Raw genomic sequence first — 21,479 nt, forward strand, 5'->3', positions numbered from 1 at the left:
GCATGCAAGCAGGCGACTACGGAAAAACCGGCAGATTTGTCCCGGCAGCGACATGGCAGTCCAGATCAAGTCCACCATCCACATAACCCCATGCCTTTTTTGCATGAAAGTAATGCCTGTCTGACAGACAGGCGCGGGTGGGATTCATAAAATCGTCATCCCAGCCGACCCGCGGACCCTGCAGCTCTCGCCGCACTCGCCGCCCGCCGACTGAGCATCCAGCCGTTTTTTCAAAGGCAGCGCTCAGAAGACCCATGCGCAGGCCCCCACGTCGCGCCGCTCGTCGGCAGCTTCTTTTGAAAAAACTGTTTTTCAACTTCAGGAAGCTCCCGATGAACGCACCCACCATGCAAGGCCTGGATCTCAAAGCCCCCGCCTACGTCAAAAACGCCCGCCTGCTCGCCTGGGTGGCCGACATGGCCGTCCTCTGCAAGCCCGACACCATCTACTGGTGCGACGGTTCCCAGGAAGAGTACGACCGCCTCTGCCAGCAACTGGTCGGTGCCGGCACGTTCCAGAAACTCAATCCCGCCAAGCGCCCCGGCAGCTACCTTGCCTGGTCCGACCCGAGCGACGTGGCCCGTGTGGAAGACCGCACCTACATCTGCTCCGCCCAGAAGGAAGACGCCGGCCCCACCAACAACTGGATGGCACCGGCCGAGATGCGCGCCACGCTGCAGCCGCTGTTCGACGGCTGCATGAAGGGCCGCACCATGTACGTGGTGCCGTTCAGCATGGGCCCGCTGGGCTCGCCCATCGCACATGTGGGCATCGAGCTATCCGACAGCCCCTACGTCGCCGTGAACATGAAGATCATGACCCGCATGGGCCGTGCCGTGTACGACGTGCTGGGCATGGAAGGCGACTTCGTTCCCTGCGTGCACACCGTGGGCGCACCCCTGCAAGCCGGCCAGAAGGACGTGTCCTGGCCTTGCAACAAGACCAAGTACATCGTGCACTACCCCGAAACGCGCGAGATCTGGTCGTATGGCTCGGGCTACGGCGGCAACGCGCTGCTGGGCAAGAAGTGCTTCGCGCTGCGCATCGCTTCCACCATGGGCCGCGCGGCTGCTGGCGGCCCCTCCGGTAGCCCGGGCTGGCTGGCCGAGCACATGCTGATCCTGGGTGTCTCGAACCCCGAAGGCAAGAAGTACCACGTGGCCGCCGCCTTCCCGAGCGCCTGCGGCAAGACCAACTTCTCCATGCTGGTGCCACCCAAGGCGTTCGAAGGCTGGAAGGTCACCACCATCGGCGACGACATCGCCTGGATCAAGCCCCAGGCAGATGGCAGCCTGCGCGCCATCAACCCCGAAGCCGGCTATTTCGGCGTGGCCCCGGGTACGAACTACCACACCAACCCCAACTGCATGGCCAGCCTGGACAAGAACGTGATCTTCACGAACGTCGCGCTGACCGACGACGGCGACGTGTGGTGGGAAGGCATGGAAAAGGACACCGGCAAGCTGCCCGACCACCTGATCGACTGGCAAGGCAAGGACTGGACGCCCCAGATCGCCAAGGAAACCGGCGCCAAGGCCGCCCACCCCAACGCGCGCTTCACCGTGGCTGCCACCAACAACCCCGCGCTCGACGAAGCCTGGGACGACCCCAAGGGCGTGAAGATCGACGCATTCATCTTCGGTGGCCGCCGCTCCACCACGGTGCCGCTGGTGACCGAAGCCCGCAACTGGACGGAGGGCGTCTACATGGCCGCCACCATGGGCTCCGAGACGACTGCCGCCGCCGCCGGCCAGCAGGGCGTGGTGCGCCGCGACCCGTTCGCCATGCTGCCCTTCATGGGCTACAACATGAGCGACTACTTCCAGCACTGGCTGAACATGGGCGAGAAAATCGCGGCCGCCGGCGCACAACAGCCGAAGATCTACACCACCAACTGGTTCCGCAAGGGCGACGACGGCAAGTTCGTCTGGCCCGGCTATGGCGACAACATGCGCGTGCTCAAGTGGATGATCGACCGCATCGAAGGCCAGGCCAGCGGCCAGGACACGCCGATCGGCACCGCCCCCCAGTACGGCGAGATCAACTGGACGGGCATCGAATTCACCCCGGCCCAGTTCGACACGGTCACCCGCATCGATGCCGCCGCCTGGGCCGACGAACTGAAGCTGCACACAGCCCATTTCGATCAACTGGCCTACCACCTGCCTGCCGCGTTGCTGGACACGAAGGCTGCGCTGGAAAAGCGCTTGGCTGGCTGATCCCTTCGCGCACGGGGTTCGGTGGCGCCACGCCCCGAATGGCCGTTCGATGCACAGCGCCCGGTCCGCACAGCGGCCCGGGCGCTTTTTCGTGGTGGCACAGATCACCTTCCAATTAAAAGTCATTATCATTTAGACCGTTCTTTCGGCTAAATTCGCAGGCGGCCAACTCCCACCGGGCATCGCACCGCACACGTCCCCACTGCCCCGTCTTCGCATGAGGCCGACAATGCCGCTGCGCCGCCCGGTTCGCCGGGTTGCGCACCCGCTTCCTGCGCCCTCGGCGCTGGCACTCTTCTCCCCTCGACGGGCCCGACATGGTTGAAATGGTTTCTGAGCGGATGCCGGCGGCATCCACACGCCGTCTCTGGCTGCGGCTGCTGGGCTGCGTGGTGCTGGTGTTGCTGGCCTGGGTGGCGTGGTATCTCGTGTGGCGCCAACCTGCGTTGCAGGAAACGGGGCCCAGTCCCTGGAGCGGACCCATTCCGGTGCGCCTCGTGGGTGTGCAGCGGCAGGCCATGGACGAGCAGATCAAGGCCATCGGCACCGTGACTGCACTGCAAAGCGTGACCGTGCGCAGCCGCGTGGACGGCCAGTTGGCGCGCGTGCTGTTTCAGGAGGGCCAAGAGGTGCGGCGTGGCCAGGTGCTGGCCGAGATCGACCCCGCACCCTTCCGCGTGAAGCTGGCACAGGCCGAGGGCCTGCAGCAGCAGATGCAGGCGCAACTGCAAAGCGCGGAGCGCGACGTGGCGCGCTACCGCACGCTGCTGCAGCAGGACTCCATCGCGCGGCAGCAGCTGGAAACCCAGGAAGCCCTGGTGGCCCAACTGCGCGGCAGCCTGGCGACTGTGCGCGCCCAGGTGCAGGAGGCCCAGTTGCAGCTGTCGTACACGCGGATCGAGGCCCCGGTGGCCGGCCGCCTGGGCATGCGGCGGGTCGATGCGGGCAATCTGGTCGCGACGGCCGATGCCCAGGGCCTGGTGTCCATCACGCAGACGCACCCCATCACGGTGCTGTTCGCCATTCCCGAAACCCAGCTGCCGGCCGTGCGTGCCGGCGCACACGGCGCACGGCCCCTGGTGGTGCAGGCCTGGGACCGTGCCGAAGCCGCCCTGCTGGGTACCGGCCGGCTGACCACCCTGGACAACCAGATCGACACGGCCACCGGCACCTTGCGGCTCAAGGCCCAGTTCGACAATGCCGACGACGCGCTCTTTCCCAACCAGTTCGTCAACGTGCGGCTGAAAGTGCGCACGCTGGAGAATGCCCTCGTCGTGCCGGCCGATGCGGTTCAGCACGGCAGCCAGGGCCCCTACGTGTACACCGTGCGGGACGGTAAAGCCGTGCTGCGCCGCGTGGCGCTGGGTGCCAGCGATGGCGAGCGCCTGGTCGTGACCCAGGGCCTGGCCGAAGGCGATTCCGTCGTGCTGGAAGGGCTGGATCGCCTGCGGGACGGCATCGACGTGGCGCAGGTGGTGGATGGCGAGCCCCCCCGGACCGCGCAGCAGTTGCAGCAGCGCGCGAAGGCGCAGGCCGCCGCAGCCTCCAGCGCGGCGCAACCCGCCTCCACCCCCGCCAGCACCGCGCGCTGATGGCGATGTCCCGCAACGCCCACCCGACCGTCGCCCTGGTGCCGCCGCTGCCATGAATCTATCGCGCGCGTTCATCCTGCGCCCGGTAGCGACGCTGCTGCTCATGCTCGCGCTGCTCATCGCGGGGGCGATCGCCTGGCGCCTGCTGCCGGTGGCGGCGCTGCCGCAGGTGGACTACCCCGTCATCCAGGTGTTCACCTTCCAGCCCGGCGCCAGCCCGGATGTCACGGCCCGCGCCATCACCGCACCGCTGGAGCGCCGGCTCGGGCAGATCCCGGGCCTGCGGCAAATGTCGTCCACCAGCTCCAGCGGTGCCTCGGTCATCACGCTGCAGTTCATGCTGGACGCGGACTTGGCCGTGGGCGAGCAGAACGTGCAGTCCGCGCTCAACACCGCGGCCAGCCTGCTGCCCGCCGACCTGCCCGCACCGCCGATCTACCGCAAGGTGAACCCGGCCGACGCGCCCATCCTCACCCTGGCCATCACCTCGGCGAGCCTGCCGCTGCACGAGGTGCACGACCTCGTGGAAACGCGCATGGCGCAAAAGCTCGCGCAGCTGTCGGGCGTGGGCCTGGTGAGCCTGGCCGGCGGTCAGCGCCCGGCCCTGCGCGTGCGGGTCAACCCCACGGCGCTGGCGGCGCAGCAACTGGGCATGGAAGACGTGCGCCGGGCGATCGCGGGCGCCAACGCCAACCAGCCCAAGGGCAGCTTCGACGGCCCGTACCGCACCACCTTGCTGGACGCGAACGACCAGATCACCTCGCCGGACGCCTACCGCCGGCTCATCCTCGCCTGGCGCACCCCCACCGGCACGGTGGCGTCCAACCCGGCCGTCGCTGGCACGGGCACTGCGCCGCCGGGCGCTCCGATCCGCCTGGGCGACGTGGCCACCGCCGAATCCGGCCCGGAAGATCGCTTTCTGGCCGCATGGGCCGATCGGCAGCCCGCCGTGCTGCTCAACGTGCAGCGGCAACCGGGTGCCAACGTGATCGACGTCGCCGACCGGGTGCGCGCCCTGCTGCCCCAGCTCACCGCCACCCTGCCCGCCGCCGTGGACGTGGCGCTGCTCACCGACCGCACGCAGAGCATCCGCGCCTCGGTGCGCGACGTGCAGCTCGAGCTGGTGTTCGCGGTGGGTCTGGTCGTGCTGGTGACCTTCCTGTTCCTGCGCAGCGCCACGGCCACTTTCATTCCGGGCGTGGTGGTGCCGCTGTCGCTGGTGGGCACCTTCGGCGTGATGTATCTGCTGGGCTTTTCGGTCAACAACCTGAGCCTGATGGCGCTCACCATCGCCACGGGCTTCGTGGTGGACGATGCCATCGTCATGCTGGAGAACATCGCGCGCCACCGAGAGCAGGGCCTGCCGCCGCTGCAGGCGGCGCTCAAGGGCGCGTCGGAGATCGGGTTCACCCTGGTCTCGCTCACCGTGTCGCTGGTGGCCGTGCTGATTCCGCTGCTGTTCATGCGCGACGTGGTCGGGCGGCTGTTCCACGAGTTCGCACTCACGCTGGCCGTGGCCATCGGAATCTCGCTGCTGGTGTCGCTCACGCTCACGCCGATGATGAGCGCCCGGCTGCTCAAGGCCCCCCTTCACGCGCCGCCCGGCGAAGGCAAGGGCACGGGCTTCATGGACCGCGTGCTCGAACGCTATGGCCGCGCGATCGATGCGGTGCTCGCGCACCAGGGCCTGACGATGCTGGCAATGCTGGCCACGTTGGTCCTCACTGTCCTGCTCTACCTGGCCGTGCCCAAGGGATTCTTTCCGGTGCAGGACAGCGGGGTGGTCCAGGTGGTGACCGAGGTGGCGCCCGACAGCTCGTTCACCGTGGTGTCGCAGCGCCAGCAGGCGCTGGCCGACGCACTGCTGCAGGAGCCGGATGTGGTGAGCCTTTCGTCCTTCGTGGGGGTGGACGGCAGCAATGCCTCGCTCTCCAGCGGGCGCATGCTCATCAACCTGCGCGCCCATGGAGAACGGCAGGCCAGTGCCCGCGCCATCCTGGACAGCCTGCGCGCCCGCGCGCGCCAGGTGGGCGGCATCACGGCCTGGTTCCAGCCGGTGCAGGAACTCTCCATCGAAGACCGCGTGAGCCGCACGCAGTACCTGTTCACCCTCACCACGCCGGACCCGGCATTGCTCGACACCTGGGTGCCCCGCCTGGTAGAGCGGCTGCGCGCCCGCGCCGAACTGGCGGACGTGGCCAGCGATCTGCAGCAACAGGGCCTGCAGGCGCATGTGGAGGTGGACCGCGACGCCGCTGCGCGCCTGGGCCTCACCGTGGCCGACATCGCCACCGCCTTGCAGAACGCCTACGCGCAGCGGCAGATCGCCACTCTGTTCACTCAGGCCAGCCAGTACCGCGTGGTGCTGGAGGTCGATCCGCGCCACGCACGCGGGCTGGATGCGCTGCAGACCACGTTCGTGTCCACCCCGTCCGGGCGCAGCGTGCCGCTGGCGGCCGTGGCGCGCATCACCCAGCAGCCCGCGCCGCTGCAGGTCCTGCAGCAGGGCCAGTTTCCAGCGGCCACGGTGTCGTTCAACCTGGGCGCGGGCCACTCGCTCGGGGCGGCCGTGGCGGCCATCGAACGGGAGCTTGCGGCCACCGGCCTGCCGCCCCAGATCGAGACGCGCTTTCAGGGCGCGGCCGAGGCGTTCCGCGCATCGCTGTCCAACACGCTTTGGCTGGTGTTGGCAGCGGTCGTCACCATGTACATCGTGCTCGGGGTGCTCTACGAAAGCACCATCCACCCCATCACCATCCTATCCACGCTGCCCTCGGCCACCGTCGGCGCGCTGCTGGCCCTGCTCGTCAGCGGCCGCCCGCTGGACCTGATCGCGGTGATCGGCATCGTGCTGCTCATCGGCCTAGTGAAGAAGAATGGGATCATGATGGTGGACTTCGCCCTGGATGCGCAGCGCCGCCTCGGGCTGCCCGCGCACGAGGCCATCCGGTGTGCCGCGCTGCTGCGCCTGCGCCCCATCCTCATGACGACGCTGGCCGCCCTGGTGGGCGCACTGCCCCTCATGCTCGCACAGGGCTCGGGCGCGGAGTTGCGCCAGCCGCTGGGCATCGTGATGGTGGGCGGGCTGGTGGTCAGCCAGGTGCTCACGCTCTTCACCACCCCCGTGGTGTATCTTTATTTCGACCGGCTGGGGCAGAGGCTCTCGCGCCGCCGTGCGGCCTGGCAGGACGGCACGGCGGGCAGCGGGCCATGAACCTGGCGCGCCTGTGCATCCGCCGCCCGGTGGCCACCTCGCTGCTGTCGCTGGCGCTGGTGCTCATGGGCCTGCTGGCTTGGCGGCTGCTGCCCGTGGCGGCGCTGCCGCAGGTGGACTACCCCGTCATCCGCGTGAGCGCCAGCCTGCCCGGCGGCAGCCCCGAAAGCATGGCCGCCACCGTGGCCGCCCCGCTGGAGCGCGCCCTCGGTGCGATTGCCGGCGTGGCGGCCATCTCGTCCAGCAGCAACCAGGGCACGACAGAGGTGAAGCTCGAGTTCGTGCTGGGCCGCGACCTGGATTCGGCCGCGCGCGACGTGCAGGCGGCGATCAACGCAGTGCGCAGCCAGTTGCCGGCGGGCATGAAGGGCAACCCGACCTTCCGCAAGATCCAGTCGTCCCAGCGGCCCATCGTGGTGCTGGCGCTGTCGTCGCCGGACCTCGCGCCCTCGGCGCTGTACGACGCCGCCTCCACGATCCTGGCGCAGAAGATCGCGCAGGTACCGGGTGTGTCCGATGTCTCGGTCGGGGGCGCCTCGCTGCCAGCGGTGCGGGTGCAGCTCGATCCGGGCGCCCTGGCGCACCAGGGGCTGTCGCTGGACGAAGTGCGGTCGGCCATCGTGCGGGCCGGCTCGGTGCAGCCCCTGGGCGCGGTGGAAGAAGGCGCCCACCACTGGCCCCTGGCGCTGGATGGCGCGCCGGCCCGGGCGGCCGACTACGAGTCGCTCGTGGTGCGCTGGGCCGAGAACGCCCCGGTGCGACTGTCCGACGTGGCGCGGGTGACCGACTCCACCGAGAACCGCTACAGCAGCGGCTTCCACAACGAGTGCGATGCCGTCATCCTGCAGGTGCGGCGCCAGCCGGGCGCCAATACGGTGGCGACCGTGGACGCGATCCGCGCGCAGCTGCCCTACCTGCGCACGCTGGTGCCTGCGAGCGCGCGGCTGGACATCGTCGTCGAGCGTTCGCAGGGCATCCGGGCCACGCTGCGCGAGGCGCATCTCACGCTCGCGCTCTCGGTGGCGCTGGTGGTGGCCGTGGTGGCGGCCTTCCTCGGGCGGCTGCGCACGGCGCTCATTCCCACCGTGGCGATCCCGGTGTCGCTCATCGGCACGTTCACGGTGATGTACCTGGCGGGCTTTTCGCTCAACAACCTGTCGCTCATGGCCCTCATCGTGGCGGCCGGCCTGGTGGTGGACGACGCCATCGTGGTGCTGGAAAACGTGGAGCGCTACATCGAGCGCGGCATGACGCCGTTGCGCGCCGCGCTGCGCGGCGCGGGCGAAGTGGGTTTCACGCTGGTGGCGATGACGCTCGCCCTCGTGGTGGTCTTCGTCTCGATCCTGTTCATGGGCGGCGTGGTGCAGCGGCTGTTCCGCGAGTTCTCCATCACGCTGGCGGCGGCGGTGGTGATCTCGCTGGTGGTGTCCCTGACGCTCACGCCCGTGCTGTGCGCCTATGGCCTGCGCGGGCAGCGCAGCGCACGCCAGGCACAGGCGCGGCATGCCTGGGCCGCTCGCGTGGGGGCCGCCAGCGCCGCGATGCTGGCCGACCTGCGCCACGGCTACGACCGCAGCCTGGGCTGGGCGCTGCGCCACAGCTTCGTGGTGCTGCTCGCATTCCTGGCCGTGGTAGGCGTGAACGTGTGGCTCTACCAGTCGCTGCCCAAGATCATGATGCCGCGGCAGGACACCGGCATCGTCCACGCTTTCATCCGCGGCGACGATGGCTTTTCGTTCCAGGTGATGCAGCCGAAGATCGAGGCCTACCGCCGTCTGCTGCTGGCTGACCCGGCCGTGGCCCACGTGGCCGGCACCAGCGGCGGCAGCGGCAGCATCGCCAACAGTTTTTTCATCGTCAGCCTCAAACCCCTGGCGGAGCGTGGCGGCGAGCCGACGCAAGCCGTGGTCAACCGGCTTCGCGAGAAGGCGCCAGCCGTGCCGGGCGGGGTGCTGAGCCCCAGCATCGAGCAGGACATCCAGATCGGCGGCGTGTCGTTCGGCGAGGCCGAGACGGCCGTCATCCTGCGCTCGGGCGAAGTTCGCTCGCTGCGCACCTGGGCCCGGAAGGTGTCGCTGGCCATGGGCGAGGCACCGGAATTCACCGACGTGCAGGCCGTGAGCGACGGTGGCGCGCAGCAGGTGGTGGTGGACATCGACCGCGAGGCCGCGCAGCGGCTGGGGGTGGACATGCAGGCCGTGGCGTCCGTGTTGAACAACTCCTACGCCCAGCGCCAGGTGACCACGCTGTACGACCGGCTCAACCAGTACCGCGTGGTGATGGAGGTGGACCCGCGCTTCACTTCGCAGCCGCAATCGCTGGCGCAGATGCAGGTGCTCACCCCGAACGGATCGCGCGTGCCGCTCACGGCCTTTGCCACGTGGCGCTACGGGCTGGCGGAGGACCAGGTGTGGCACGACGCTCTGTTCGCGTCGATGTACATCGGCTACAGCCTCGCCCCCGGCGTGACGCAGGAGCAGGGCCAGCGTGCACTCAACGCCGTGATGGCGCGCGTCATGCTGCCCGCCTCGGTGCACCTGGCACCGTCCGGGGAAGACGCGGCACGGGCCGGCGCGGTGCGCTCGCAGCCCTGGCTCATCCTGGGCGTGGTGCTGGCCGTGTACCTGGTGCTTGGGGTGCTGTACGAGAGCCTGGTGCACCCGCTCACGATCCTCTCCACCGTCCCGCCGGCGGGCGTTGGCGCGCTGCTGGCGTTGTGGCTGACCAACACGCCGTTCAGCCTCATGGCGCTGCTGGGGCTGTTTCTGCTCATCGGCGTGGTCATGAAGAACGCCATCCTGATGATCGACTTCGCGCTCGACGCCCAGCGCCGCGAGGGGTTGCCGCCACAGCAGGCGATCCGCCGTGCGGCGGCGCTGCGGCTGCGCCCGATCCTGATGACCAATCTGGCAGGCCTGCTCGGCGCGCTGCCCCTGGTGCTCGGCACGGGCGAAGGCTCCGAGCTGCGGCGACCCCTGGGCCTGGCCATCATGGGGGGGCTAGCGGTCAGCCAGTTGCTCACGCTGTACACCACCCCTGTCATCTACTACGGCCTGGAGCGCTGGCGCCAGCGGTGGCTGGCAAGGGGTGCGAAGCCCGTACCCGGCGCGCCATGAAAAAGAAAAAGGGCGCCTGGTGGGGCGCCCTTGATGGGGAGACTTCGCGGCCGGTCCGGCCGCCGATCTCAGTAGTAGCGGCGGATGTTGTCCACGGCGATGCCGTTCATGGCACGGCTCAGGTCGGCCATGATGCGGGCGTCGTACAGTGCGGCGTTCCAGGTCTTTTCGTCTTCGGCTTCACGGCGGCGGGCTTCGGCCCAGGCCTTGTAGCCGGAGCGCAACACGGCGCTGGCGCGGCGGGCGGGACCGGCCAGGAGGGCCAGCGCGGCGAAGGCGATCACCCACATGACCATCCAGGCGGCCAGCATGTGGCCTTCGGCGCGGGTGTCGACCACTTGGTTGGCGACCACCAGCACGGCGGCCACGACGGCGGCCAGCAGGAGGGAGGATGCGCCCCGTGCGCCGTCCAGGCTGGCGGCAGCGCCCTTCAGGGAAGCGGCGAAGCGCTCTGCGCGCTGCACGCCGGGGTGTTCGGTGCGGTATTCGATGTGTACAAAATTTGCCATGATGAGGACCCTTTTCAGACGCTTTTGGCGAAATTGCCGGGCGAATGGGTGAATCTTAGGGTTTACCCCATAGCTGTTCCACTTTATATTTTGAATCTCAGTCATTCATTGAGGTGATGGTTCAACATGCTGCCTCTCAACTTCCGCTCGCTCGACCTGAACCTGCTGCGCGTGTTCGATGAGGTGATGACCGAGCGCAACCTCACCCGTGCAGCGCACAAGCTGTCGCTCACCCAGCCGGCCGTGAGCAACGCCCTGCGGCGCCTGCGCGAGGTGCTGGGCGACGATCTGGTGGTGCGCAGCGGGCAGGGCGTGCAGCCCACGCCCCGGGCGCTCACGCTGTGGCCGCCGGTGCGGCAGGCCTTGGCGCAGTTGCAACAGTCGCTGGCGCCGGGGGATTTCGACCCTGCCACCGCCAGTTCCACGTTCGTATTGGCCATGGCCGACGCCACGGGCGCCACGCTGATCCCGCCGCTGGTGGAGATCATCGAGCGCGAGGCGCCCGGGGTGTCTGTGCGCGTGGTGCCGCTCACCACGCGCGACCCGCGCAGCATGCTGGACGACGAATCCGCCGACATGGCCGTGGGCTACTTCCCCGCGGTGATGGCCGACCTGACCGCGCGCGCCCAGACCGACAGCGTGGTGGCCTTTGAAAGCGTGCGCCTGTACGACGGCGAATACGTGTGCGTGATGCGCCACGGCCACCCGCTCGCTCAGGTGCCGATGACGCTCGACCTGTACTGCAACGCGCGCCACCTGCTGGTGAGCTTTTCCGGCAAGCCCTACGGCTTCATCGACGAGGCGCTCACCGCGCTGGGCCGCGAGCGGCGCATCGTGCTCACGGTGAACCAGTTCTTCACCGCTGGGCGCGTGGTGACCACCACCGACCTGCTCACCGTGCTGCCGCGCCACTTCGTGGGCGTGGCCAGCATCGCCGGCGAACTGGTGTGGCGCCCGCTGCCCATGCCGCTGCCCACGGTGCATGTCGATGCGCTGTGGCACCGCCGCCGCCTGCACGATGCGGCCCACCGCTGGCTGCGGGGCGCGATGGTGCGCTCGGCACTGCCTACGGCCCGGCGCCCTCCCGTGGCCTGACGGCGGCACCGCGCCAGCCTCCACAATCGGCGGCATGAAGATTCAACTGCTGTCCGATCTGCACCTGGAAGCCCACCCTGCCTTCGCCCCCAGCCCCGCCCCGGGCGCCGACGTGCTCGTGCTGGCCGGCGACATCGGCTCCTACCAATCCGGCTCGCAGCTGGCCGACGACGACTTCGGGCTGGCGCGCTTTTCCCCGCTGCCGCAGTTCGCCGGCTGGCCTACGCCGGTGCTGTTCGTGCCCGGCAACCATGAATACGACATGCAGGACTTCGATGCCGCCCAGCAGCGCCTGCGCCAGGTGTGCGACCGCCTGGGCCTGGTCTGGCTGGAACGCGAAAGCGTGGTGCTGGAGGGCGTGCGCTTCGTCGGCACCACCCTCTGGAGCGATTTCGACGCGCTGGCCGAGGACGAGGGCAGCACCGACCTCGCTCGCCGCCTGCGCCAGCGCGAGAAGGCCTTTCGCGCCGCCAACTTCTACCTGCGCAAGACCGGCGGCACCCGCAGCGGCGAGCCTTTCCTGGCCGAGCCGATGCGCGAGCAGTCCCTGGCCTGCCAGGCCTGGCTGCGCGACGCGCTCGCGCGCCCGTTCGACGGTCCCACCGTGGCCGTGACGCACTTCGCCCCCAGCCTGAAAAGCGCCGACCCGCGCTACGGGTTGATTCCCGGCACCGCGGGGTTCTGCAATGCGCTGGACGATCTGCTGCCCCATGCCCAGCTGTGGATGCACGGCCACCTGCATTCGCCGAGCGACTACACGGTGCAGGGCGCGCGGGCCGATGGCACGCCCTGGCGCTGCCGCGTGGTGGCCAACCCGCTGGGCTATGCCCGCAAGGGCGAGCAGGACACCTTCTCGCCGCATTTCACCGCCACCGTATGATCGTTCACAGGTGCCGGCTTCCACGCCGGCGCTTTCGCCGCGCAGGGCATACAAAGATGACGCAGGTCAAGACAACAGGCGCACGCGCAGATTAGTCTGGTCCCTTCTCTTTCGGAGACGTCTTCATGAACATCCTCCTCGCCGTCGACGGCAGCCCGTACACCAAGAAAATGCTCGCCTACCTCGCCACCCACGAGGAACTGCTGGCCGGCACGCACGATTACACCGTGGTGACCGTGCAGCCCGCCCTGCCGCCCCGCGCCCGCGCGGCCCTGGGCAAGGAAACCGTCGAGAAGTACCACGCCGAAGAGGCCGAGAAAATCATCGGCCCGGTGGTCAAGTTCCTCGCCCGCCACGGGGTGGTCGCCCAGCGGATCGTGAAGACCGGCCCCATCGGCGAAACCCTCGGCAAGGTGGCGGACACCGGAAAGTTCGACCTGCTCGTGATGGGCTCGCACGGCCACGGCGCGCTCGGCAAGCTGGTGATGGGCTCGGTCAGTACCCAGGTGCTGGCGAACAGCCAGGTGCCGGTGCTGCTGGTGCGCTGACCCCTTGCTGCGCGGCCAGGCCGCCGAAGCACGTCTCCACCGCCCAGTCGAGGATGCGCGCATCGGTGTACTGGCCGGTGGCGCGCAGCATGGCCGGCAGCGGGTCGGCCGAACGGGCCAGCAGCGCCCACAGCACCACGTCGGGCGGCCACTGGGCGTTCAGCTGGCCGGCCTCCTGGGCTTCCACGATCCAGGTGGTGATCCGCGCGCTGGCGGTCTGCAGCGACGCCTGGTAGCGCTCGCAGTCGCGCAGCGGCCCGGCCAGGCCGGAATTGCGGCTCAGCAGCAGGGGCATCTCGTCGGTCAGCTGCAGCGACAGCATCCAGCGCAGCAGCGCCTGCAGGCGCTCGATGGCGGACTGGCCGGGCGGCACGCTCTGCAAAAACCCTTGCAGCCGGTCCACGGCATGCACCATGGCGGCGGCGCACAGGTCGTCCTTGCCGGCGAAGTGCTTGTACAGGCTGGCCTTGGCCACGCCCACTTCGGCGGCCACGTCGTCCAGCGTCATGGCCTCGAAGCCCTTTTCGCCGAGCAGGCGGCCCGCCGCCGCCACGATGGCCTCTTCCCGTGCCTGGTGCATTTGCGCCTTGAAGGAGGGGCGGGACGGGGGCGTGTTCATGCGGCGCATCTTAGCGACCGGCCGCAGCCCCCGGTACCGGGACAGCCCGGGGCCTACACCGCCAGCATGCGGGCCGCGGTGCGGGTCAGCGCCTCGGACAGCGCATCCAGCACCTCCGATTCGAGGTTCCAGCAGTGCCAGTACAGCTGGATCGGCAGCGAATGGCCGGGCGCCAGGTCCACCAGGCTGCCGTCGGCCAGCGCCCCGCGCACCAGCAACTCGGGCACCACGCCCGCGCCCCAGCCGGCGGTGGCGGCGCGCACCTGGCCTTCGGAGCTGGGCACGAACAGGTGGTGCAGCGCCACGCGCTTGAGGCCGAAGGCGCGCATCACGAACTCGGCCTGCATGTCGTCCTTGCGGTTGAACGACAGGAACGGCACGTCGCGGAAGTTGTGCGGCGTGAGCCCGTGCGGCAGGTAGCGCGCCGCGAGCGCCGGCGAGGCCACGGCCACGTAATGCATGGCCCCCAGCGGCACCACCTTGCAGCCGCGCAGCGCCTGCTTGAGCGTGGTGACGCAGCCCAGCACCTGGCCCGAGCGCAGCCACTCCTGCGTGAAATCCTGGTCGTCCACGATGATCTCGACGGGCAGGCGCTGGCGCACCAGATCGTGCAGCGCCTCCAGCGCCCAGGTGGCAATGCTGTCGGCGTTGATGGCAATCGAGATGCGCTCGTCCTCGCGCGCGCCGCCGGGGGCGCTCGGGGCGAGTTCCTGCAGGTCGCGCTCCAGGTCGGCGCGCAGCAGGCGCAGCTGCTTGGTGTGCTTGAGCAGCAACTGGCCGGCGGTGGTGGGCTTGAGCGGCCGGCTGCGCACGATGAGCACCGAGCCCACCTGCGCCTCCAGGGCGCGCAGCCGCTGCGAGACGGCCGACTGCGTGACGTTCAGGCGCTGGGCGGCGCGCTCGAAACCGCCCTCCTCCACGATGGCGGCCAGGCATTCCAGTGCGGCGGGATCGAAGCTGCTCATGGGCGTGCGTGCATTAGAGGTTCTGATGAATTTGGATGAAGTTTAATTTTGCTTTTAATTCGCCGCAACGCGATCCACACTTCGGCCCATGAAAACCATCGTCTTGGGCGCCGGCATCATCGGCATCAGCACCGCCTGGCATCTGCTCGAGCGCGGCCATGAAGTCACCGTCGTGGACCGCCAGCCCGGCGCGGCGCTGGAGACCAGCTTCGCCAACGCGGGGCAGATCTCGGTGAGCTACTGCGAGCCCTGGGCCAACCGCGATGCGCCGCTCAAGGCGCTCAAGTGGATGTTCGACAAGGAAGCACCGCTGCTGTTTCGCCCGCAGCTCGATTGGGACCAATGGCGTTGGGGCCTGAAATTCCTCGCGCAATGCAACGATGCGGCGTTCGAGCGCAACGTGCAGCAGATCGTGGCCCTGGGCGCCTACAGCCATGCCGCCCTGAAGGACGTGGTGCGTGCCACCGGCATCGAATACCACCGGCTGGAGCGCGGCATCGCCCACTTCTACACCGACCAGAAATCGTTCGACGCCGCCGGCCACGCGGTCGAGGTGATGCGCCGGCACGGCGTGCAGCGCCGCCTGGTCAGCCGCGACGAGCTGCTGCAGATCGAGCCGGCCTTCCGCGCCTACGGCGACCACATCACCGGCGGCACCTACACCAGCACCGACGAAAGCGGCGACGCCCGCCTGTTCACGCAGGAGCTCGCGCGCCGCTGCGCCGAGCGCGGCGTGCAGTTCCTCTACGGCCACGACGTGGTGCGCCTGAACCAGGCCGGTGGCGCTATCGAATCCGTAGCTGTCCGCGCACGAAACACTAACGCTGGAGGTCAGAAAGACCAAAACCTCACCGCCCATGCGATCGTCGTCGCCTGCGGCACCTACAGCGCCCCGCTGCTGCGCACCGTGGGCGTGGACCTGCCGATCTACCCCGGCAAGGGCTACAGCGCGACCTTCCCGCTGCTGCGGCCCGAGGGCGCGCCGCTGGTCTCGACCATCGACGACGGCAAGAAGATCGCCATGAGCCGCCTGGGCAACGTGCTGCGCGTGGCCGGCACCATCGAGCTGGGCGGCTACGACCTGTCGCTGGACAGCCCCCTGGCGCGGGCGCGCTGCCACATGCTGTCGCGCCGCATCGAGGCCATCCTGCCCGGCGTGTGCGACACCCGCACGCCCGAGGAAGGCGGCGACCCGCAGTACTGGACCGGCCTGCGCCCGGCCACGCCCACCAACATTCCGTTCATCGGCCGCACGCGCGTGGGCAAGCTGTGGGTCAACGCGGGCCACGGCACGCTGGGCTGGACGCACGGCGCGGGTTCCGGCAAGGCGGTGGCCGAGCTGATCAGCGGCGAGCGGCCGGCCATGGCCTTCGGCTTCCTGGGCCAGGGCGTGGCCGCGGGTGCCGCCGCGTCCGCCCCGGTCGCGGCCTGACCGGGGGGGCGGCGAATCCGGCCGGCGCTACCATGCCGGGCATGCCTTCCCACACCCTGTTCCTCACCACCTCCACCCGCGAGCCCGGCCATGTCGGCAACACCGAATGGCTGGCGCGGCAGGCCGCCGCGGCCCTGCCGGCGGACACCGTTCAGACCTGGCTGAACCTCGCGCGGATGGAGCTGCCGCCCTTCGTGGACCGGCGCCACACCACCGGCGAGTACCCCGCCCCCACCGGCGACATGAAGACGCTGCTGGAGGCCACGCTCGCGGCGACCGACATCGTGTTCGTCGCACCCGTGTACTGGTACAGCATTCCCTCGCCGCTCAAGACCTACCTGGACCACTGGAGCGGCTGGATGCGCATTCCGGGCCAGCCGTTCAAGGAGCCCATGGCGGCCAAGACGCTGCGGCTCATCACCACCAGCGGCGACCGCGCCAAGGCGCAGCCCATGATCGATTCGGTGCGGCTGTGCGCGCAGTTCCTGGCCATGCCCTGGGGCGGCGCCCTGTGGGGCAAGGGCGGCTCGCCCGGCGCGGTGCAGTCCGATGCGCAGGCCCTGGCATCGGCTGCTACATTTTTAATAGCATAACGCCCTAGTCGAATCTGCGCTGGAGGCTATTTTTGCGGTGATGCCTGGCCGTCCACGACGGCCAGGTGCTCGTCCATCCAGCGCAGCAGGTCGCGCCACATCACGCGCACCTCGTCGTCCTGCGGCATGCGCAGCTCGTGCTGCAGCTCGATGGTGACCACGGGCAGGCCCAGGTGCACGCTGCCGTAGTGCCCGAGCGAGCCCGGGAAGATGCCCAGCTGGTCCAGCCGCAGGCGCCCCAGCCGGCTGGGTGGCGGCTGCGGGCCGTCGAAGTCGAGCACGCCGTAGGGCGCATGGATGCTGACCACCAGATCGGGCTCGAACTGAGCCATCTGCGTGTGCAGGAACTGCGATTCGGGCTCGGACAGCGCCGCGGGGCCGGGCCAGCGGCGGGGGTCGCGGCGGGTGCGCTTTTCCCAGTAGATGGGGGCGTCACGCTCCCAGTTGGGGGTGGGGAAGTTGCGGTTCAGGTCCACGCCGCGCGCGTTCACCCGGGTGGCGGGCTTGGCGAGCATGCCGTCCGGGTTCAGCGCGGGGATGAACCGCCAGTGCACCGGCCGCCGCGTGGGCAGCAGGCGCGTTTCGGCGAACCCGATCCAGCGCAACGCGAGCGACGCCGCTGTGGGCTCGTCGCCATGCATGGCGCCCACCACCAGCACGCGCAGCGGCACCGTGCCCGGGGCCAGGCCGGCCGGCGGCACGTCGCGCCAGTACAGGGGGATGCCGTTGCGCGACAGCGCGCCGCTGGGCACCAGGTGGGCGGACTGGCACTGGGCCTTGGAGATGCCGGGCAGGCGCGGCAGGAGCAGCGGGCAGGCGGTGTCGGGCTCCGCGGCGGCGGTGCCCACGGCGGCCGTGCCGGGCGGCGATGGCGCCGGGGCCGGTGCGGGCGCCGCCTTGTGCGGCGCGCCGGGGCCGGCATGGGAAGGGGCCACGCCCCGCTCCGGCGTGCGGGCCTGCGGCAAGGGCGCCTCCGGAGACCGGGGCTGCACGATCACGGCCGACTGGATGCCGGCCATGCGGGCAGGCACCGTCACCTGGGCGGTGGCCGGCCCCTCGCCGAGCGGCACGCGCGCGCCGCCCACCAGGTCCGGGTTCCAGATGCGCGTGCCCATCAGCGCCAGGGCCAGCGCCGCCCCCAGGGGCAGCAGCCAGGGCAGGGCGGCCGCGGCGGCGCCGCGCGGCGTGCGGTCGGCGGCGCTCAATGCAGCACCCGCTCGGAAGCAGCCAGGAACGCCAGCAGCGCGCCGTCGAAGCCGTCGGGGTCTTCCAGCTGCGGCCAGTGGCCGACGTGGGGCAGGTCCAGGTGGCGCGCATCGGGCAGCACCTGCGCCAGCGCCTGCAGCGCCTCGGGCGGGGTGCAGCGGTCCTGCTCGCCGCCCAGCAGCAAGGTGGGCATGTGCAGGCGCGACAGCTCGGCCGCGCTGCGCGCGAACGTGGGCAGCGCCTCCAGCGCGCGGCGGTAGGCCGAGCGGTGCACCTGGCCCATGGCGTGGCCGGCCAGGCGCACGCCCTCGGGCAGTGCGCCGGTGCCGATGTGGCGCGGCACCAGGCGCTGGGCGATCTGCTCCATCGACTGGCCGGCGTCCAGCTCGGCCAGGCGCGGCGCCACCCATTCGTCCAGGCTGTGCGCATCCAGGGCCGGCCCGCCGCTGCACAGCACCAGCCGGCGCACCAGCGAAGGCTCGCGCAGCGCCACCTCGATGGCGATCATGGCGCCCAGGCCGTGGCCCACCAGCACGGCGGGGCCGCACTGCAGCGCCTGCAGCAGCTGCACGCAGCTGTTGGCCAGGCCCTTGAAGCTGTAGGGCTCGATGGGGGCGCTGCGGCCGTAGCCGGGCATGTCCCAGGCCACGGCGCGGTAGCCGGCCGTCGCCAGGGTCTCGACCTGGGGAGCGAAAGTGAGGTGGTCGCCGTCCGCGTCGTGCAGCATGAGCACGGTGGGTCCGGATCCGAGGGTCGTGAAAGTGGGTAGAAGGGCCATGAAGAGAACGGCAGGCGCCGCGGCCGCCGGCAGCAAATCGCCAGGCGCCGGACCATAATAGCCGACCCCTTCCCTCCGGCCGCCCGCGCCCGCGCCTTCGTGAACAGCCCCCTGCACCGCCCCATCGCCGCCCGTCCGCCCGGTTTCTCCACGCGCGAGTTCCGCGATGCGCTGGGCATGTTCGCCACGGGCGTGACCATCGTCACCGCGCGCGGCCCGGACGGCGGGCTCATCGGCCTCACGGCCAGCTCCTTCAATTCGGTGTCGCTGCAGCCCCCGCTGGTGCTGTGGAGCCTGGCGCACAAGGCCTCCACGCTGACCGCCCTGTCGGCCGGCTCCCACTACGCGATCAACGTGCTGGCGGCCGACCAGCGCGCCCTGGCCGAGCGCTTCGCCTCGCGCGGGGTGGACCGCTGGGCCGGCGTGGCCCACCAGCCGGGCATCGCGGGCGCCCCCGTGCTGGACGGCGCCGCGGCGGTGTTCGAGTGCTTCAACCGCAGCCAGTACGTGGAGGGCGACCACACGATCTTCGTGGGCGAGGTGGAGCGCTGCAGCCACCGCACGGGCGCCTCGCCGCTGCTCTACCACGGCGGCACGTTCTACACCGAGCACCCGCTGGGTGCCGCGCCCGCGCTGCAGGCCGAGATCCGCAAATGACGGCGCCGCGGGCCCTTCGAGGGGGCACCGCGGCGCGGCGGGGACCGAACGGCCAGGGCGGCGGCTATTTCACGCCGTCGGGCAGCTCGATCTTGACCTCCAGCACTTCCAGGTTGTCCTGGCGCTCCAGGTGCACCTTGATGTCGTCGGCGTGGATCGACACGTACTTGGAGATCACCGCCACCAGTTCGCGCTGCAGCGCGGGCAGGTAGTCGGGCGTGGAGGCGTTGCGGCCGTTGCGTTCGTGCGCGAGGATGATCTGCAGGCGCTCCTTGGCGACCGAGGCGGTCTTCTTTTTCTCGCCCAGCAGGAAAGACAACAGAGACATGCGTTACCTCCCGCCGAAGATGCGTTTGAAGAAGCCGGGCTTCTGCGCGTCGATGAACCGCAGGGGCTTGTCCTCGCCGAGGAAGCGGGCCACCACGTCCTTGTAGGCCTCGGACACGTCGGTGCCCTGCATGTGGATGGCCGGCGTGCCCTGGTTGGAGGCCTGCAGCACGTTCTCGGATTCGGGCACCACGCCGATCAGCTCGATGCGCAGGATGTCCTGGATGTCCTCCAGCGACAGCATCTGCCCGTCTTCCACGCGGTTGGGGTTGTAGCGCGTGATGAGCAGGTGCTCCTTCACGGGCTCGCCGCCGGCGATGGCGCGCTTGGTCTTGCTGCCCAGCATGCCCAGGATGCGGTCGGAGTCGCGCACCGAGGACACCTCGGGGTTGGTCACCAGCAGCGCCTCGTCGGCGAAGTGCATGGCCATGAGCGCGCCGCTCTCGATGCCGGCGGGCGAGTCGCAGACGATGTACTCGAAGCCCATGCCGGACAGGTCGTTCAGGATCTTCTCCACGCCGTCCTGCGTGAGCGCATCCTTGTCGCGCGTCTGGCTGGCGGCCAGCACGAACAGGTTGTCGCACTGCTTGTCCTTGATGAGGGCTTGGTTCAGGTTGGCCTCGCCCTGAATCACGTTGATGAGGTCATACACCACGCGGCGCTCGCAGCCCATGATGAGGTCCAGGTTGCGCAGGCCGACGTCGAAGTCGATCACCGCGGTCTTGTGGCCGCGCAGTGCGAGGCCGGATGCGAAGCTGGCACTGGTGGTGGTCTTGCCCACGCCACCCTTGCCGGAGGTCACGACGACGATTTTGGCCATGTTGTGAAAATTCCCTGCGTTGGTCCGAATGAAAGAAGAAGGCGGTCAGAACGGGTTCTAGAGCGGCTCGATGAGCAGTTTCTCGCCGTCGAGCCGCACCTGGGCCGGCTTGCCGCGCACGGCGTCCGGCAGCTCGGTCTCGGTGGTGCGGTAGATGCCTGCGATCGACACGAGCTGCGGCTCCAGGCACGTGCTGAAGATGCGCGCGCTGGTGTCGCCGCGCGCGCCGGCGATGGCCCGCCCGCGCATGGGCGCATAGACGTGGATGTTGCCGTCCGCGATCACCTCGGCGCCGAAGCTCACCACGGCCATCACGACCAAGTCGGCGCCGCGGGCATACACCTGCTGGCCCGAGCGCAGCGGCTTGTCCACCACCACGGTGGTCGGACCGCCGGCGGGCACCTCGCGCACCACTTCGACCTCGCGGATGACTTCGCGCACCACCTCGCGCGGGGGCGGGGCCGCGTCGCGCGGGGCGTCGGCCGCCGGGGCGTGCACGCGGGCCGGGGGCGCCTCGGGCGCGGCGATCAGGCCGGCGGCGTGCGCGGCCTCCATCTGTGCGGGGCTGCCGCCGCGCACGGCCACGGGCTGGGTGTGGTGGCCGCGCAGCGCGGCGCACAGGGCGTCGAAATCGATGGCGTCGCCGGCCTCGCGCACGCCGGCCAGGTCGATCAGCACGGGGTCGTTGTCGAAGAAGTCCGGGTCGCTCTCCAGCCGTGCGGCCAGGTCGGCGGCGAGCACGCCGACGTCGGTGGTCTTGAGCACGACCGCCACCACGGGCAGCTGGGCGCTCTTGAGGTCAAAGCTGGTGCGGGCCTGGCCCGCCGTGTCAACGGCCATGGAAGGGGGGGTGCGTGGTGCGGAAAAAAGGGGGAGCGGTACGCCCGGCCCGAAGGCGCGAAGTGTACC

General features: G+C 69.9%; 18 protein-coding genes. 10 read left to right on the forward strand and 8 right to left on the reverse strand.

The annotated features are described in order from the left end of the window. Nucleotides 1-332 precede the first annotated feature (332 nt). The 4 genes from M5C96_RS25585 to M5C96_RS25600 all read left to right on the forward strand — a co-directional run bounded on the left by M5C96_RS25585 (nt 333) and on the right by M5C96_RS25600 (nt 10,141). The gene (locus M5C96_RS25585; protein WP_272566130.1) at nt 333-2,219 is read left to right on the forward strand and encodes a phosphoenolpyruvate carboxykinase (GTP); all 1,887 of its coding nucleotides are present in this window, start codon (nt 333-335) and stop codon (nt 2,217-2,219) included. A 341-nt stretch (nt 2,220-2,560) separates the two neighbouring features. Beyond that, a complete protein-coding gene (locus M5C96_RS25590; protein ID WP_272566131.1) occupies nt 2,561-3,811 on the forward strand; it encodes an efflux RND transporter periplasmic adaptor subunit in 1,251 nt (416 codons plus the stop codon). A 52-nt stretch (nt 3,812-3,863) separates the two neighbouring features. Continuing rightward, nucleotides 3,864-7,025, forward strand: a complete 3,162-nt coding sequence (locus M5C96_RS25595) for an efflux RND transporter permease subunit (protein ID WP_272566132.1) — start codon at nt 3,864-3,866, stop codon at nt 7,023-7,025. Further along, on the forward strand, nt 7,022-10,141 hold the full coding sequence (locus tag M5C96_RS25600) for an efflux RND transporter permease subunit (RefSeq protein WP_272566133.1): 3,120 nt from the start codon (nt 7,022-7,024) through the stop codon (nt 10,139-10,141). Before M5C96_RS25595 ends, M5C96_RS25600 begins: the two co-directional genes overlap by 4 nt. A 68-nt stretch (nt 10,142-10,209) precedes the next feature. On the opposite strand, the gene M5C96_RS25605 is transcribed toward M5C96_RS25600, so the two are convergent. Then, nucleotides 10,210-10,650, reverse strand: a complete 441-nt coding sequence (locus M5C96_RS25605; RefSeq protein ID WP_272566134.1) for a hypothetical protein — start codon at nt 10,648-10,650, stop codon at nt 10,210-10,212. Nucleotides 10,651-10,776: 126 nt separating this feature from the next. Here M5C96_RS25605 and M5C96_RS25610 point away from each other — a divergent pair, with 126 nt between their 5' ends. The 3 genes from M5C96_RS25610 (at nt 10,777) to M5C96_RS25620 (ending at nt 13,173) form a co-directional block, all read left to right on the forward strand. After that, complete coding sequence (locus M5C96_RS25610; protein ID WP_272566136.1) at nt 10,777-11,745, forward strand: LysR family transcriptional regulator; 969 nt, start codon at nt 10,777-10,779, stop codon at nt 11,743-11,745. Between the two features lie 34 nt (nt 11,746-11,779). Continuing rightward, nucleotides 11,780-12,625, forward strand: coding sequence for a metallophosphoesterase (locus M5C96_RS25615; RefSeq protein WP_272566138.1), 846 nt, complete (start codon nt 11,780-11,782; stop codon nt 12,623-12,625). 125 nt (nt 12,626-12,750) lie between these two features. After that, nucleotides 12,751-13,173, forward strand: coding sequence for a universal stress protein (locus M5C96_RS25620; RefSeq protein ID WP_272566139.1), 423 nt, complete (start codon nt 12,751-12,753; stop codon nt 13,171-13,173). On the opposite strand, the gene M5C96_RS25625 is transcribed toward M5C96_RS25620, so the two are convergent. Further along, entirely contained in the window at nt 13,121-13,792 is a 672-nt protein-coding gene (locus tag M5C96_RS25625) for a TetR/AcrR family transcriptional regulator (protein WP_272566140.1), read from the reverse strand. The two genes, M5C96_RS25620 and M5C96_RS25625, sit on opposite strands and share 53 nt — an antisense overlap. Before the next feature lie 53 nt (nt 13,793-13,845). Beyond that, nucleotides 13,846-14,757 (reverse strand): LysR family transcriptional regulator ArgP, encoded by a 912-nt coding sequence (locus tag M5C96_RS25630; protein WP_272566141.1) that lies wholly within the window; start codon nt 14,755-14,757, stop codon nt 13,846-13,848. Between the two features lie 88 nt (nt 14,758-14,845). Here M5C96_RS25630 and M5C96_RS25635 point away from each other — a divergent pair, with 88 nt between their 5' ends. Further along, complete coding sequence (locus M5C96_RS25635) at nt 14,846-16,189, forward strand: D-amino acid dehydrogenase (RefSeq protein ID WP_272566142.1); 1,344 nt, start codon at nt 14,846-14,848, stop codon at nt 16,187-16,189. Nucleotides 16,190-16,221: 32 nt separating this feature from the next. After that, nucleotides 16,222-16,782 carry an NAD(P)H-dependent oxidoreductase gene (locus tag M5C96_RS25640; RefSeq protein WP_272566143.1) on the forward strand — a complete coding sequence of 187 codons (561 nt, stop codon included), beginning with the start codon at nt 16,222-16,224 and terminating at the stop codon, nt 16,780-16,782. A 26-nt stretch (nt 16,783-16,808) separates the two neighbouring features. Here the strand turns inward: M5C96_RS25640 and M5C96_RS25645 are convergent, their stop codons facing one another. Both M5C96_RS25645 and M5C96_RS25650 read right to left on the reverse strand, forming a co-directional pair. Further along, complete coding sequence (locus M5C96_RS25645; RefSeq protein WP_272566144.1) at nt 16,809-17,987, reverse strand: M14 family zinc carboxypeptidase; 1,179 nt, start codon at nt 17,985-17,987, stop codon at nt 16,809-16,811. Then, nucleotides 17,984-18,766: an alpha/beta fold hydrolase gene (locus M5C96_RS25650; RefSeq protein WP_272566145.1), complete on the reverse strand. Its 783-nt coding sequence runs from the start codon at nt 18,764-18,766 to the stop codon at nt 17,984-17,986. Before M5C96_RS25650 ends, M5C96_RS25645 begins: the two co-directional genes overlap by 4 nt. Before the next feature lie 99 nt (nt 18,767-18,865). Between M5C96_RS25650 and M5C96_RS25655 the strand changes: the two genes are divergently transcribed. Further along, nucleotides 18,866-19,423 carry a flavin reductase family protein gene (locus M5C96_RS25655; protein ID WP_272566146.1) on the forward strand — a complete coding sequence of 186 codons (558 nt, stop codon included), beginning with the start codon at nt 18,866-18,868 and terminating at the stop codon, nt 19,421-19,423. 64 nt (nt 19,424-19,487) lie between these two features. Here the strand turns inward: M5C96_RS25655 and minE are convergent, their stop codons facing one another. The 3 genes from minE to minC are packed head-to-tail and all read right to left on the reverse strand — an operon-like array spanning nt 19,488 to nt 21,410. Next, nucleotides 19,488-19,751, reverse strand: a complete 264-nt coding sequence (gene minE, locus M5C96_RS25660) for a cell division topological specificity factor MinE (protein ID WP_092744488.1) — start codon at nt 19,749-19,751, stop codon at nt 19,488-19,490. Between the two features lie 3 nt (nt 19,752-19,754). After that, the gene (gene minD / locus M5C96_RS25665; RefSeq protein WP_272566147.1) at nt 19,755-20,570 is read right to left on the reverse strand and encodes a septum site-determining protein MinD; all 816 of its coding nucleotides are present in this window, start codon (nt 20,568-20,570) and stop codon (nt 19,755-19,757) included. Between the two features lie 57 nt (nt 20,571-20,627). Continuing rightward, nucleotides 20,628-21,410, reverse strand: a complete 783-nt coding sequence (minC, locus tag M5C96_RS25670) for a septum site-determining protein MinC (protein ID WP_272566149.1) — start codon at nt 21,408-21,410, stop codon at nt 20,628-20,630. Nucleotides 21,411-21,479: the final 69 nt, after the last annotated feature.

Source organism: Acidovorax sp. GBBC 1281, from assembly GCF_028473645.1.
In the GTDB taxonomy this organism is placed as follows: Bacteria; Pseudomonadota; Gammaproteobacteria; order Burkholderiales; family Burkholderiaceae_C; genus Paracidovorax.

Excerpts from the sequence above, each read along its gene's own strand:
- M5C96_RS25585 (WP_272566130.1), top strand. The coding sequence starts at position 333 with ATGAACGCACCCACCATGCAAGGCCTGGATCTCAAAGCCCCCGCCTAC.
- M5C96_RS25590 (WP_272566131.1), top strand. The coding sequence starts at position 2,561 with ATGCCGGCGGCATCCACACGCCGTCTCTGGCTGCGGCTGCTGGGCTGC.
- M5C96_RS25595 (WP_272566132.1), top strand. The coding sequence starts at position 3,864 with ATGAATCTATCGCGCGCGTTCATCCTGCGCCCGGTAGCGACGCTGCTG.
- M5C96_RS25600 (WP_272566133.1), top strand. The coding sequence starts at position 7,022 with ATGAACCTGGCGCGCCTGTGCATCCGCCGCCCGGTGGCCACCTCGCTG.
- M5C96_RS25605 (WP_272566134.1), bottom strand. The coding sequence starts at position 10,650 with ATGGCAAATTTTGTACACATCGAATACCGCACCGAACACCCCGGCGTG.
- M5C96_RS25610 (WP_272566136.1), top strand. The coding sequence starts at position 10,777 with ATGCTGCCTCTCAACTTCCGCTCGCTCGACCTGAACCTGCTGCGCGTG.
- M5C96_RS25615 (WP_272566138.1), top strand. The coding sequence starts at position 11,780 with ATGAAGATTCAACTGCTGTCCGATCTGCACCTGGAAGCCCACCCTGCC.
- M5C96_RS25620 (WP_272566139.1), top strand. The coding sequence starts at position 12,751 with ATGAACATCCTCCTCGCCGTCGACGGCAGCCCGTACACCAAGAAAATG.
- M5C96_RS25625 (WP_272566140.1), bottom strand. The coding sequence starts at position 13,792 with ATGAACACGCCCCCGTCCCGCCCCTCCTTCAAGGCGCAAATGCACCAG.
- M5C96_RS25630 (WP_272566141.1), bottom strand. The coding sequence starts at position 14,757 with ATGAGCAGCTTCGATCCCGCCGCACTGGAATGCCTGGCCGCCATCGTG.
- M5C96_RS25635 (WP_272566142.1), top strand. The coding sequence starts at position 14,846 with ATGAAAACCATCGTCTTGGGCGCCGGCATCATCGGCATCAGCACCGCC.
- M5C96_RS25640 (WP_272566143.1), top strand. The coding sequence starts at position 16,222 with ATGCCGGGCATGCCTTCCCACACCCTGTTCCTCACCACCTCCACCCGC.
- M5C96_RS25650 (WP_272566145.1), bottom strand. The coding sequence starts at position 18,766 with ATGGCCCTTCTACCCACTTTCACGACCCTCGGATCCGGACCCACCGTG.
- minE (WP_092744488.1), bottom strand. The coding sequence starts at position 19,751 with ATGTCTCTGTTGTCTTTCCTGCTGGGCGAGAAAAAGAAGACCGCCTCG.
- minD (WP_272566147.1), bottom strand. The coding sequence starts at position 20,570 with ATGGCCAAAATCGTCGTCGTGACCTCCGGCAAGGGTGGCGTGGGCAAG.
- minC (WP_272566149.1), bottom strand. The coding sequence starts at position 21,410 with ATGGCCGTTGACACGGCGGGCCAGGCCCGCACCAGCTTTGACCTCAAG.